Annotated in this window: 10 protein-coding genes; 8 read left to right on the plus strand and 2 right to left on the minus strand. The window is 55.0% G+C overall.

The window, feature by feature from the left end:
• Nucleotides 1–13 precede the first annotated feature (13 nt).
• From ppdK to J3U88_RS22840, 7 genes are all read left to right on the plus strand, one after another.
• Complete coding sequence (gene ppdK / locus J3U88_RS22810; RefSeq protein ID WP_207861301.1) at nt 14–2,701, plus strand: pyruvate, phosphate dikinase; 2,688 nt, start codon at nt 14–16, stop codon at nt 2,699–2,701.
• Entirely contained in the window at nt 2,698–3,723 is a 1,026-nt protein-coding gene (locus J3U88_RS22815) for a hypothetical protein (RefSeq protein ID WP_207861302.1), read from the plus strand. The genes ppdK and J3U88_RS22815 overlap by 4 nt, the downstream gene beginning before the upstream one ends.
• Before the next feature lie 45 nt (nt 3,724–3,768).
• A complete protein-coding gene (gene trmB, locus J3U88_RS22820) occupies nt 3,769–4,464 on the plus strand; it encodes a tRNA (guanine(46)-N(7))-methyltransferase TrmB (protein ID WP_207861303.1) in 696 nt (231 codons plus the stop codon).
• Nucleotides 4,465–5,119: 655 nt separating this feature from the next.
• Nucleotides 5,120–5,305 carry a hypothetical protein gene (locus J3U88_RS22825; protein ID WP_207861304.1) on the plus strand — a complete coding sequence of 62 codons (186 nt, stop codon included), beginning with the start codon at nt 5,120–5,122 and terminating at the stop codon, nt 5,303–5,305.
• A gap of 125 nt (nt 5,306–5,430) precedes the next feature.
• Complete coding sequence (locus tag J3U88_RS22830; protein ID WP_207861305.1) at nt 5,431–5,895, plus strand: hypothetical protein; 465 nt, start codon at nt 5,431–5,433, stop codon at nt 5,893–5,895.
• Nucleotides 5,896–6,220: 325 nt separating this feature from the next.
• The gene (dinB, locus tag J3U88_RS22835; RefSeq protein ID WP_207861306.1) at nt 6,221–7,321 is read left to right on the plus strand and encodes a DNA polymerase IV; all 1,101 of its coding nucleotides are present in this window, start codon (nt 6,221–6,223) and stop codon (nt 7,319–7,321) included.
• A 14-nt stretch (nt 7,322–7,335) separates the two neighbouring features.
• Nucleotides 7,336–8,886: an AarF/UbiB family protein gene (locus tag J3U88_RS22840; RefSeq protein WP_207861307.1), complete on the plus strand. Its 1,551-nt coding sequence runs from the start codon at nt 7,336–7,338 to the stop codon at nt 8,884–8,886.
• Nucleotides 8,887–8,981: 95 nt separating this feature from the next.
• On the opposite strand, the gene J3U88_RS22845 is transcribed toward J3U88_RS22840, so the two are convergent.
• Entirely contained in the window at nt 8,982–10,139 is a 1,158-nt protein-coding gene (locus J3U88_RS22845; protein WP_207861308.1) for a PilZ domain-containing protein, read from the minus strand.
• Between the two features lie 251 nt (nt 10,140–10,390).
• On the minus strand, nt 10,391–10,849 hold the full coding sequence (dtd, locus tag J3U88_RS22850) for a D-aminoacyl-tRNA deacylase (protein WP_207861309.1): 459 nt from the start codon (nt 10,847–10,849) through the stop codon (nt 10,391–10,393).
• A 343-nt stretch (nt 10,850–11,192) separates the two neighbouring features.
• Here dtd and J3U88_RS22855 point away from each other — a divergent pair, with 343 nt between their 5' ends.
• Nucleotides 11,193–13,466 (plus strand): chemotaxis protein CheA, encoded by a 2,274-nt coding sequence (locus tag J3U88_RS22855; protein ID WP_207861310.1) that lies wholly within the window; start codon nt 11,193–11,195, stop codon nt 13,464–13,466.
• Nucleotides 13,467–13,549 lie beyond the last annotated feature (83 nt).

Genomic DNA, 13,549 nt, shown 5'->3' on the forward strand with positions numbered 1-13,549 from the left:
AGGAGCTATTAGGATGTCCGATGTTTTTCGTTTCTCCAAAACGGTGACCGACGGAGACGGCACCATGCGCGACCTACTCGGCGGCAAAGGCGCGGGCCTTGCCGAAATGTGCCGCATGGGCGTGCCGGTGCCCCCGGGATTCACCATTGGCACCCGTTCCTGTATCAGCTACATCAACAACAACCATCAGTTGGAAGACGGGTTACGCGCCGAAATTGAGAAAAACTTAACCTGGCTGGAACAAGAACTGGGCAAGAAGTTGGGTGGCGGCGACGCCGCGCCTTTGCTCCTTTCGGTTCGTTCCGGGGCACGGGTTTCCATGCCCGGTATGATGGATACGATTCTCAACCTGGGCCTCAACCGCGACACGGTGGAACAGCTCGCGAACGCAACCGGCAATCCCCGTTTTGCATATGACTCCTATCGCCGCTTTATTCAAATGTACAGCAACGTGGTGCTGGATCTGAGCCATTCCGATTTCGAGAACATGTTGGAAGACCAGCGCGAGGCCGAAGGCGTCAAGATCGATTCCGACATTTCCCTGGACGGACTAAAACAACTCATCGCCACCTATAAAAAATTCATCAAGGAAGAGCACGGCCAACCGTTCCCCGAGGATCCGCGCGATCAGTTGTGGGGCGCCATCAACGCGGTTTTTGATTCCTGGAACAATGATCGCGCCATTTTGTACCGCAAAATCAACAACATCGCCGACAACTGGGGCACCGCCGTCAACGTGCAAAGCATGGTGTTTGGCAACATGGGCGAATCCTCCGGTACCGGTGTCTGCTTCAGCCGTAACCCCTCTACCGGTGAACCCGGTCCCTACGGCGAATACCTGCGCAACGCCCAAGGCGAAGACGTGGTCGCGGGCATCCGCACCCCCAATAAAATCGACAACCCGGACGATCCCGAAAGCATGGCCGCCCATTGGCCCGAGGTCTACCAGCAATTGCTGGACACCCTGGTCGTCCTGGAGAAACACTTCAAGGACATGCAGGACACCGAATTCACCGTGGAAGACGGCAAGCTGTTCCTGCTCCAAACCCGCAACGGGAAACGCACCAGCAAAGCCAGCCTGCGCATCGCCATCGACCTTTACAACGAAGGTTTGATTGACCGCATTGAAGCCATCCAAAAAATTGTGCCCGACTCGCTTTCGCAACTGCTCGCCAGTGAGTTCGACCAAGAAGCCAAACAACAACTGCTCAAAGACGGTCGTCTGCTCGGTCGCGGTCTCAACGCCGGACCCGGCGCGGCCACCGGCGTGATCGCCCTGTCCGCGGAGAAAGCCGTCAGTATGTCCGAAGAAGGCCTGCCCGTCATCCTGGTTCGCGAGGAAACCTCACCGGAAGACATTGCCGGCATGCACGCCTCAACCGGCATTCTGACCCAGCGCGGTGGGATGACCTCCCACGCCGCCGTTGTCGCGCGCGGCATGGGTAAACCCTGCGTCGTGGGTTGTACGGTGATGACGGTTCACTACGAGTCGTCCACCATTCAAATGGGCGGTCGCCGTTTAAAGGAAGGCGAGTTCATCTCCATTGACGGCACCACCGGTGAAGTGTTGGAAGGCAAAATCCCCACCACCTCTTCGCCCCTGTTGCGCGAGCTGGAAACCGGTCAATTCGAAGCCGGCTCCCAAGGTGAACAATTCGCCAAACTGATGTCGTGGATTGACGACATCGCCGTGATGAAGGTTCGCACCAACGCCGACACCCCCGCCGACGCCCGCGTCGCGCGTCTGCTCGGCGCCGGCGGCATCGGTCTGTGCCGCACCGAGCACATGTTCTTCGGTGAAGATCGCATTCAAAACGTGCGCAAGATGATTCTGGCCCACGACGAAGAATCGCGAATCGAAGCCCTGCACGCCCTTCAACCTCATCAGGAACAGGATTTTTACGAGTTGTTCCGCGAAATGGACGGCCTGCCCGTCACCATCCGCTTGCTGGATCCCCCGCTCCACGAGTTCCTACCCCACGAGGCGTCGCTGATCGAAAGTCTGGCGACCAACATGGGTTTGACCCCGTCGGCCGTCCGGGCGCGGGTTCGCGATCTCGAGGAATCCAACCCCATGCTCGGCCACCGCGGTTGTCGCCTGGGGATTTCCCACCCCACCATTTACCGCATGCAGGTGAGCGCCATCGTCGGCGCGGTCAACCGCGCCCGCGCCGAGGGTGTCGACGCCCAACCGGAGGTGATGGTGCCTCTGATCGGAACCAAGGGCGAACTGGACCACGTCAAACGCTCGATTGAGCCCATCATCCGCGAATCCGGGCTGGAGATTCCCATCGGCACCATGATCGAAATTCCCCGCGCCGCCCTCACCGCGGATGAGATCGCCGAGTCGGCCGAGTTCTTCTCTTTCGGCACCAACGACCTCACCCAATGCGGCATGGGTTTGTCCCGCGATGACTCCGGCAGCTTCCTGCCGCTGTATATCGACGCCGGTATCTACAAACGCGATCCGTTTAAGTCCATTGATCAGAAAGGCATCGGCCGTTTGGTCAAAATGGCTTCGGAAGCAGGTCGCGAAATCAAACCCGACATCAAACTCGGTGTTTGCGGCGAACACGGGGGCGATCCCGACTCCATTCGCTTCTTCCACCAAGTCGGTCTCGACTACGTATCTTGCTCCCCCTATCGGGTTCCCATTGCCAAACTTGCCGCCGCCCAGGCCGGCATTGAGGAGCGCGCTTGAACAAATCCCTGACCGCCCACGGCAACGCCAAGGAAACCCCGATTGGACCGAACCTCCGCAACGCGGAACTCTTCATCCAACGGGCCGAATTCCAAAAAGCCAAGGATCTGTTGCAGAAGCAATTGGACCAAGGCGCCGACGATTTCCGTACCTGGAACCTGCTCGGTATCTGTTTGGCCAGAACCGAGGCGTTTGATCAGGCGGCAGCGATTTTTAAGCGTTTTAGCGAAGCACGAATCGGTAAAGCGGAACGCCACAAGGCCTTGTTTAACCAAGGTCTTGTGGTTTTCTTCCGCGATCTCAAGGAATACGGCGATCACCGCGTTGCCAACACCTTCCGCGCCTTGCCCGCCGGGGAACCCACCCTTGCCGTTCCCGAAACTGGTTTTCGCGAGGCTGTGGACTTATGGTTTGCCCTACTCAAGCGACGCACCGCCGCGGGCGATATTCTCCACACCCACTTGGCTTTTGCTTTTCTTCAACGTGGCGAATTCGACCATGCGCTGATGTGCATTCGCAACGCCTTATCCACCAGCGAACAGTTTTACCTCACCCAATATGTGTTGGGCTGTATGTTCCTCGATCTCTATTTCCTAGCCACGGAACAAAACCATTGGTTGATCGACAAGGATACGGCCGAGTTTTTCGAAATTGAAAACTACGAGGTTTTGTTCACCAACGGCCCGCTGCACGCGGTTCAGAAAGAAACCTACCTAGAAATTGCGATGCAGGCCTTTTTAGAAGGTCATCGCCAAAACCCTTTTTCCGTGGTAACCACCCTGGCCTTGTGCCGCACCTACCTCATCGCGGGTCTGCTCGAAGAGGGTTTCGAGGTTTTAGCCCACGCCGAATCCTTGGCGCCCGAATACGTGTCCGTTCTGGAAACCGCGCTGGTCTTTCACCAACAGGCCGGCGCGCCGCCGCAAACCATCATCTCATTACTCAACCGGATTCGCGAGCAGCGCCTGCTAACGCCCCAGAGACCGGTTACCCGGATCTTACCGCCCCATTACCAATTCTAAAGCCAGCCGGCTGCTCGGTCCTTAACCGGGCCGAGACGAGGAAGCATGCAACCGCCGCCCTTTGAGATTCCCCACCCTGACGCCGACGCGGTTCGGCAAATGGAGAAAGCCTGGTCACGCGCCGATTTGACGCGTTACCTGGTCCGCTGGCAAAACAGCGTTTTGCCGGATTTACCGCCGGCCTTCTTTGACTATCCGACCCGAGCCTTGGACCTCGGCTGTGGCTTGGGCCGCTACATTCTTCGCGAGAGCGCCAGGAATCCCGACACGGCCTACCTGGGCATCGACAAAGGAAGCTTTCGGGGTGGTTCCATGCAGGAACGAATCGAAAAAGCCGGTCGTCTCAACTTGTTTGGCTTGCACACCAACGTGATCCCCATGCTACCGAAGTTCCCCGCGGCAAGTTTGGACCAAATCACCATCTTCTACCCAAACCCTTGGTGGCCGCCGAAACACCGCCAAAAACGCTGGTCCTACCACCCGATACTGCCGCTGCTCGCCAAACTCATCAAACCAAACGGCACCTTGGTCATCGCCTCCAACGAAGCCTTTTATTTAGGCGAGTTTCGATACGCGTTAGCACACCACCCGCACCTGGGTAGCATGATGGAAACCTACGCCGGCCCGATTGACATCACGGAACCGGAAGCGGGACGCACCCATTTCGAGGTGAAATTCCTTGAGACCGGGGTGCCCTGTGGCGAGCTTCGGTTCAAGAAGCGCCATCACAACCAAAACTAAACCTGTCATTTCCAACGGGTTTCTCAAAACGCTTTAATCCAGCCCAAGTCAATCGGGCTGAAATGGACGTGCCGGCGAAAGTCGCAGAACCCCCAATCCCGCATCTGCCAGGGGGTTACATCGATTTTTTTTTAAAAAAACCCTGGCAATCCCAACCAGGGATGACTATATTGAGGGTCACAACAAAAAAAACATTCAGGAGGCGAAAAATGTCATTCTTCCGTTCACTTTTCAAATGAAAAAACTTTCCCAATGCGCACGACGCACAAAAAGACAATCAGCCATTCGTCTTCCCTGAAGACGCGGTACGCAAAACCAACAAACCCGGTTATCTCGAAATCGAAAACACCTGGGATCTCATTCAGGAAAAAAAATTCATCGCCGCCCCCCGTCTTGCAGCCGAAGCATGCTTGTCCTCTCTAGACCTCAACACCATTCTAAAAGATCTACAAAAAGAGGGCCTCATCAACTTGCAATGTGATCACCGAGGGTTCCTTTTCGTAAGCGTCCGATAGTACTTCTTTACGCTACCCTCCAAAGATCAGCACAAGCAAGCCCATTATCACATAGCCTAATCTTTGCGAACCTTTATATAACCTTTTTAGTCTTGCAAGATTCTTCATTCGTCCGAGTCGTTCAGGAGCTCATGTGTCTTATGGATTACTTAATTGCCTTTCTTACCGGCGCGAGCTTCACATTGGCGGAAATTGTCACTAAATACGATAAAGCCCCGCGCATCGCAATTGCCAACATCTGGTCGCTTACCTTCTTATTCATGACACCTAAGAGGCGCGATAAGAGCCAGGGATTTTGGCTAAAGATCTGGAGCGAAATGGCTTGAAAAAAAACGGAGGCGCACCCACTGGGTGCGGTGAGTATTTTTTCAGGCCGTTGCAGCCCAGAGGTTTAGCCAAAATCCCCGCGAGTTATCGCGCTTCTTAGGTGACAGGCTCAGCCGCGATGTTAATGTTTCATATTTTAAAAAACGACCCGCGTTTCACGTTCGGATTCGAGGAATGCGAATTAAGAGCGATGATCATCGGTCTGGAGTGGCAAGTGATTATGCGTTCAAAATTGTTTACAATAAGAGCGCCACGTGGCAAGAAAAGCAATGCGTTCGGCTTCGACTTTATTTACAAGAAAGTATCCGCAATTTTTGAACTACAAATTGAGCGCCATGAAGAAGTAAAAGTACTCGCAGAAATGGAACGTATTCTTCATCGGGAATCACGATCCCTGGAGAATGTCCGGAAAAAAGCCATTTCCTTCATTACCTTTCGAAGAGAGCGTGGCAAGCTTACGGAAGCAGCCGCCGCGGCCAGGATCAAAAAATTCAAGGAAAGCGATGGGCTGACCATTTTGTACGGGCTGTTTAACCTCGCAGGAATCAAAATCCTCAAAACGCTTTTTCCGAGGAAGCCACGCCGATAAATCGCCGCGGCCCCGGTGCAAGCCGGCCAGGCAACCCGTTTCCAACCCGAAAACCACGCCACCAAGCTTAACAACAAAAAAGTTGTCGTATTTTGCAACGCGCTTCGCCGGTTTTCGTAGTAAAACCGATAGGGTTCGTACCCGTGGTGCGCGATCCGGCGGGATGAACTGTCACAGGTTCGAGATGGAAACGGTCAACGGATGACCTAAGCGCCCTCAAAAGCACGCTGATTCCCATGATACGTTGCCGCTCGGCTGCCGGGCGTTCACCGCCCATCGCGCACAGAACGGAACGAACCGCTGGTTTCCGGCTCGGACGGTTGTGATGGACGGCGCTTTTCCCCAACGCAAAATCATTCATATCGACATGGATGCCTTTTACGCATCCGTCGAACAACGCGACCACCCCGAATTTCGTGGCAAGCCGGTCGTGGTCGGGGGGAGCCCCCAATCACGGGGCGTGGTCTGTGCAGCCAGCTATGAAGCACGGACCTTTGGTATTCGTTCGGCCATCCCTTGTGCCACCGCTTACCGCCTCTGCCCCGAGGCCGTTTTTGTGCGCCCCCGATTCGACGTCTATAAAGCCGTCTCCCAAGAGATCCGTCGTATTTTCTTTCACCACACCGATCTGGTGGAACCCCTCTCCCTTGACGAAGCATTCCTTGATGTCACCGACAATAAGTCGGGCAACCCCTCGGCAACCTGGCTGGCCAACGAGATTCGCGCCCAAATCCTGAAGCGCACCGACCTTACCGCTTCCGCCGGGGTCGCGCCGAACAAGTTCTTGGCCAAAATCGCCTCGGACATCAACAAACCAAACGGCATTTGCGTCATTCCGCCAACCCAGGCCGAAGCCTTTATTGAACAACTCCCCATCGGCAAATTTTTCGGCATCGGCAAAGCGACTGAAAAACGCATGCACGCCCTTGAAATATTCAAAGGCGCTGATTTGAAGCGGTTTGAGGAAGTTGACTTAATTCGCTTGTTTGGCAAAGCCGGTGCTTGGTACTACCGCATTGCACGAGGAATCGACACCCGCCCCGTAAAGCCACACCGGGAAGCAAAATCAATCGGGGTCGAAGAAACCTTCCGCCACGACATAGACAACCTCGCCCAACTGGAACACGAATTGGACCTCATTGCCCAAGAACTCGCCCGCCGTCTTCAAAAACGAAAAACACGCGGCAAAACCATCACCCTCAAATTGCGTTATGATGATTTCAGCACCATCACCCGCTCCGGTACACAGGCCCAGTTTATGAATGACGCCGAATCGCTGGCCCACGTCGCTAAGTCGCTCTTGCGCAACAGCGAAGCAGGCCAACGCAAGGTCCGGCTTCTCGGCATCACGGTCTCGAACCTGGCCAACCGCACCATGAATGAAACCAGCCAGCTCCTTTTGCCCTTCGGCGAAGATACCTATTGAACAAGGAACCCCATTTGCAAAAGTCACGTTTCGGACGAACCCTCGCCAATGCCGGTCTGGCCCGCGAAATGGTCCAACTTTCCAGCCTAGAAAAAGACGGGGATCCCGAGGTCCTGGACAGAGCACGCCGCCACCTCGCGCAACGCATGGGTGGCATGCGCGGGCTACCTCAAAAAATCGGGCAAATTTTTTCGCTTGCTTCTTCTAGCGAAAAAGCGGAAGCCTTTGATGAACTCAACCAAGGCGGCCAACCCCTTCCCCTCCACGTGATTTTGAAACAATTGGAAAAACAATGGAAACAGCCATGGCGCGAGGTTTTGGAGGACATTGATCCGAAGGGCAACGCCGCCTCGCTTGGCCAGGTCCACCGTGCTACCGCCAAATCATTTGGTAAGGTCGCGGTTAAAACCGCCTTTCCGGGCATCGACCGCGTCTTGCGCCACGACCTTGCCGCGGTCAAAATGGCGGGCAAAGCACGCAACCTCATCGGCGGCCCCCAAATGGACGCCCTCATCGACGAGCTGCTTAGCGGGATTGAGGTTGAACTGGATTACGCCCGAGAAGCGCGCATGCAGACCCGCTACCGCGACGCGGTTTCCAACCCGGACCACATCGTGGTCCCCCAATGCATGGACCCCCTGTGCGGGCCAAGCGTTCTGGTTACCCAATGGCAGGAAGGGGCAACCCTGGCGGAAACCCTTTCCTGGCCACAAGAAACGCGTTTCCAGCTCGCGTTAATGATGGCCAGACACGCTTTTGACATGTTGTTCGCCCATGGTTTGGCCCATGCCGATCCCCATTGGGGCAATTATCGCTTTCGCGAGGACCCCCAACAAATTGTGATGTTTGATTTCGGTTCCGTCCTCGAACTCAATCGGCAACGCCGACTCGCGCTGCTCGGTTTGATTCGCGCCACCATCCGTGGCTCAGGGGACCCCCTCGCCTGGCTGGGGCACCTGGGTTTTAACCTCGGTCACCTTCTGCCGATGCGCCGCAAGCTACCGCACCTCTGCGCGATCTTATTCGAGCCCTTTCGCAATCCAGCCCAATACGACACCCAAACCTGGCATCGCAATGAACGACTGGCCGACCTTCTCGGCGAGGATCGCTGGAACTTCCGTATGAGCGCACCCGGCGATATCTTTTTTCTGGTGCGCAGCATCCAAGGCCTTTTGTTTTACCTAAACCGCTGGCAAACCAAAATTTCATGGCATCTTTGCCTGCGCCCCCTACTTGATCGATTTGCATCGGATTTGGACGCCATGGAACAGGGCGCCGTGAGCGACGCGGGCTTTGAATCGGTGGCGCGACACCTGAGCATGACCCTCTGGCGGGACGGATCGGTCAAAGTTCGCCTCAAATTTCCCGCCGACGCGGTGGAACGCTTGGAGCAATTGGTCGGTGAAGACATCGAAGCAAAAATCCGCGCCGCGGGCATCGATATTAAGGCGGTGAAACGGGATGCACGTCGCCGCGGTCATCAACCCGGCACCTTGGTCGATTACCAAGACCCCAACGAGGATCAACGTTTTGTGCTGGCCCTCGAAACGGAGACCGCTCATTAACCCACGTTTAAGAACCAATTGGGCGAACACGGCGAAAGCGCCACCATCCTGCAACAGATTGGGTTCATCGCGGCGCGGTTCGCAAGCGTTTTGGGTTAATGGGGCGTCTTTCGAATGTAATAATTGTCGACAGCTTTAAACAAAAACAGAACTTTGAACCGATTGAGGTCTACGACACATTCTTTTTCTCCACCCTGTTCCGCCAAGCGGTCCACGGTCTCCGGCGCAACCTCGCGCCCATAAAACATGCGAACACATCCCGCCGGGGTCAAACGTGACAGGCGTTTCAGTTGCGCCAAACCCTCCAAATCCTGGCGGCCGATTTCGAATAGGATGAGGTTGGGTTTCAATTCCAGATGATTGCGTACATCCGTCACACTGGTAGAGCAATGCAACACATTAAATTTGCGATTCAACGCGCCGTGCAGCGACTCGTACCATTCGCCCTGATCGCCGGCAACCAGCGCAATGGGTTTGCCGCTCGGCTTCTCCAAAACCACCGGTTTGCCGTTGCCGCTGACACTTTTGTCGGGTCGGTCCATCGCGGCAATTTTCTTTTGAGACTCCACCATCGCCCGCTGCTCTTCCCGACGCTGTTTGACAATAAAACGGTACAGCCCCTCTTTGGCGTCCTTGGGTAATTCCTGAAACTTCAACCCCATTTTGTTGCCTGAGAGATAACGAATCTCGGCCGAGGTCGAGATCCGCAAGTCGCGATTAATGCGCAAGTCAATCAATACAACCAAACCCCGTTTTAAACTGATCCCGCTCATCGACCAGCGCGGATCAAGCCGAACCCCCGCGCCCGTCATGGAGACGTCGGCAAGCGCCGCCTTAAGCAGGTCAAACGAGTTGGTTGAAAAGGTAACCGTCGGTTTATCGGTAAATTTTGAAACACGGTAGGCGCCTCGGTGTTCATCCTGCACCATGGCTTCCGGTACACGAAACTTCAGGGTTTGCATGTTGCGCACCAGACCCAAGCCGGCCAAAGAAGTCGCCCCGCGGTAAAGCGTCAGCTCGTAGGGAAAAAATACTTCCAGCTCTTTGCCGCGAAGTTGATAGAGCACCTCGTCCCGGGTCAGGGTATTTTTCACCTGAAAAATGGTGGCGTCGTAGTCAAGCACATCCGAGACAAATTTGAAGGAATCACTACTAACAGACGCGGGTTCACGATCAACCAGAACCATCTTAAGAAGCAGTTCAATGTCCTTGCCCTGTAACTGCTTTTGTTTACCGAAAAGCCCGCGTAACATGCCGTGCCAACCATAAGCCGGGCTTCATCCTTTGCTGTCAAGGGAAGCCGGCGACGAAATGCCAAAAAGCGTTATTGCAATTGGTAAAGGAATGTATCGGCGAGGCCCGAAAAAGGTTGAGTTCTACCACGGAAATGAGGGCAATGGGGAAAAGCCCGTTTGACTTCGGCGAGACCGCATGGACAGCGCCAAAACCAGACACCTTCTCCCCCATTCAAGCGGCACGGCGGTGGGCCTGCCAGGCCGTGGGCCTACCGGGGAAACAGCGTGTCGGAGTCAAGCCAGAGGGTTACCGGACCTTCGTTACACAGGCTAACCTTCATGTGGGCACCAAACCGACCCCGCCCCACCGAAACCACATCAAGCGCCTCAAAGGCGGCGGCAAAAGCTTCAACCAAAGGTTCAGCCAAATCGGGCGGGGCGGCGCCGGTAAATGAGGGCCGGCGACCCTTGCGCGCATCACCGTAAAGCGTGAACTGAGAAACAACCAAAACGCCACCACCCACCTGGAGCAAGGAGCGGTCAAATTTGCCGGCTTCGTTTGGAAACAAGCGCAAATGAACAATTTTTTCCGCCATTCGCCGCACCATGGCCAGGTCATCCCCCGCGGCAGATCCTGCCAACAAAAGATAACCTTCTTTAATTGAGCCCGTTACCGAACCCTCTACCGATACCTCGGCATGACTCACTCGTTGTAAAAGTACGCGCATCGCGGTCTCCTTCCCAAATCTTTAAAGATACGTCTTGTCATGTACCCAGTCCCTAAAGAATGAAGAATGTAGCAGCCCCAATCCATCGGGGCAACGAGATCTCAACTTCGATGTTCCAGTGTTCAACCCGCGTAAAAGCCGGCATAATACTAAGGATTCCACACCTTCGCATTTTTGTTTTCAGCACCACACCGCTCCGGCGGCTGGGTTGTGAGCGCGCCCCCGTCGGCGTTGTGCATAACGTTGTCGCCTGACCGTCGCCCCCATCGTTCGGGTTGCACGATTCAAGGCGGTCCGGGCTGAAAGGACGTTTCACCACCTCCATAGCGGGACCTAATACCTTATGTCGCAACATTCTGCTGATGAACTCGATATTTTCATCGAATTTGCCGAAGACAGTCGAAACGTACTCGACGACATCAACGGTCACATTGAATCGCTCTACGCCCAACCCCAAGACTTACAGGGTGTTTGGCGCGCGATTCACGATCAGCTTCAATCCATTCGAGACAGTGCCGACTTCCTCAATCTCGCACCGATATACCAGTTAGCCGGCCCAATGGCTTCGTTTTTTAACGGCCCGCCCAATTTGGAACGGGTCGACACTCAGTTTATGGACCTCAGCGCACGGGCGATGAACGCGCTGTCCCATTTATTAAGCTTGTTGCAGGCAAGCAATTTAGAAGCCTTCTTTTCCTACGACATCGGAGCACTGGTCACAGCCTTTGAACACCTGACCGAGGGTTCAATTGCTTCCGGCGACGACGCCGCGGAGGCGACCCCTTTTGTCGACATCGGTATCAACGACGAATTACCCGAAGAACTACGCATCAGCATCACCCCCGAAATGCTGAAGATATTTCTGGTTGAGGCCGAGGAACAACTCGAACATACCGAAACCTGCCTGTTGGCCCTTGAGCAAAACCAAGGCGACCAGGAAGCAATTGATGCCGCGTTTCGGGCGATGCATACCTTTAAAGGCAATTGCGGTCTGTTCAATTACGGCCTGCTGGAGGCCATCGGCCACAGTTTCGAATCCGTTTTAGAAGATTACAAAAGCCATGTGCTCAAACCGGATCAAAAAGGCATCAACCTGATGCTGAAAGTCGTGGACGAGCTCAAAAACTCCGTCAGCACCCTCGAAACCAATGAGGGCGTACCCGAGCACGCCGACACCTGGATCAAGTTGCTGGACGATTATCAAAAAACCGGACTCACACAAATGGTTGCCGAGGTAAGTAGCCAAGGCGAAGCCGGCATGTTGGGTGAAATCTTGGTGGAATTGGGTTTCATTGAAAACGACCGCCTGGAAATCGCCTTACAAAAACAAGCGCAACCCCTCGGTGAAATTCTGCAAACCCATGGCGACATTAACGAACAACAATTGCAAACCGCGCTCAAGGTGCAGGAGGAACGCCGCGCCAAAGAACCCAGCCGCGGTTCCACCACAACCAATAGTAAGAACAACATTCGCGTCGATTTGTCCAAGCTAGACGGTTTGATTACCTTGGTCGGGGAACTGATTGTGGCCGAAAATATGGTCACGGCCAATCCCGATCTCGCGGGTCACCGGCTCGACAATTTCCGCAAGGCTGCCAACCAACTCAACCGAATCTCTCGCGATTTGCAGGATTCGGTCATGCGCCTGCGCATGTTGCCCATCGGGCCGACCTTTCGCAAGATGAACCGCGTCGTGCGGGACGTCGCCCAGAAGCAAGGGAAACGGGTCGAATTAATTATTGAAGGGGAAGAGACGGAAATCGACAAAAGTATGGTGGAAGCCATATCCAATCCCCTGTTGCATCTCGTCCGCAACGCCATCGACCACGGCATTGAAGCCCCAAGCCACCGCGAGGCGTCACAAAAGTTAAAAACGGGCACGATTTGGTTGAGCGCGGCCCATGAGGGCGGCGAAATTATCATCCAAATCCGCGACGACGGCCGCGGTATCGATCCAGACGCCGTCCTCGCCAAAGCCCGCCAAAAAGGCTTGTGGCAAAAGCCGGAAGATCCCCCGGTCGAGCGCATTTACGAAATGATTTTCGAACCGGGTTTCTCCACCGCCGCGCAGGTGACGGACATCTCAGGCCGCGGCGTGGGCATGGACGTGGTGCGCCAAAGTGTGGAAACAGTTAAAGGAAACATCAAGACGGAAAGTGTGCTGGGCCAAGGTACGCGTTTCACCATTCGCATTCCGCTTACCCTCGCCATTGTGGAGGGCATGTTGGTGCGTGTCGGCTACGCGCTCTACACCATTCCCCTGGGTTACATTCGCGAATCTCTGCGTTGCCGCCCCGATCAAATCCATAATGATGTGGATCGGGAAGCCCATCTCCATTTGCGCGAGGAACTCATCCCCATCATCCGCCTCAGCCGTTTCTTCTCTACGCCTTGCGACCACGAGCAGCTCGAAAACGGCATTATCGTTGTGGTTGAACACGGCACCCAAAAGGCCGCACTGTTCGCCGATGAAATCCGCGGCCAGTACCAAACCGTCATCAAAAGCCTCTCGCCCTACCTGGGTTCGGTGGCCGGTGTCTCCGGTACCTCGATCCTCAGCGACGGCAGTATCAGCCTGATTCTCAACATCCAAACCATCGTCAACCAGTTCGTGTAAATCCTGGCTTTACACGGTTATCCACGTCCTCCGCCAACAACCGCCCAAAAGAATTCATCTTTTTGGCATTTTCCAAACAACGG

This window comes from Acanthopleuribacter pedis (assembly GCF_017377855.1).
Taxonomy (GTDB): domain Bacteria; phylum Acidobacteriota; class Holophagae; order Acanthopleuribacterales; family Acanthopleuribacteraceae; genus Acanthopleuribacter; species Acanthopleuribacter pedis.

Coding starts and splice junctions, on each gene's coding strand:
- ppdK (WP_207861301.1), top strand. CDS start 14: ATGTCCGATGTTTTTCGTTTCTCCAAAACGGTGACCGACGGAGACGGC.
- trmB (WP_207861303.1), top strand. CDS start 3,769: ATGCAACCGCCGCCCTTTGAGATTCCCCACCCTGACGCCGACGCGGTT.
- J3U88_RS22825 (WP_207861304.1), top strand. CDS start 5,120: ATGGATTACTTAATTGCCTTTCTTACCGGCGCGAGCTTCACATTGGCG.
- J3U88_RS22830 (WP_207861305.1), top strand. CDS start 5,431: ATGTTTCATATTTTAAAAAACGACCCGCGTTTCACGTTCGGATTCGAG.
- dinB (WP_207861306.1), top strand. CDS start 6,221: ATGGACGGCGCTTTTCCCCAACGCAAAATCATTCATATCGACATGGAT.
- J3U88_RS22845 (WP_207861308.1), bottom strand. CDS start 10,139: ATGTTACGCGGGCTTTTCGGTAAACAAAAGCAGTTACAGGGCAAGGAC.
- dtd (WP_207861309.1), bottom strand. CDS start 10,849: ATGCGCGTACTTTTACAACGAGTGAGTCATGCCGAGGTATCGGTAGAG.
- J3U88_RS22855 (WP_207861310.1), top strand. CDS start 11,193: ATGTCGCAACATTCTGCTGATGAACTCGATATTTTCATCGAATTTGCC.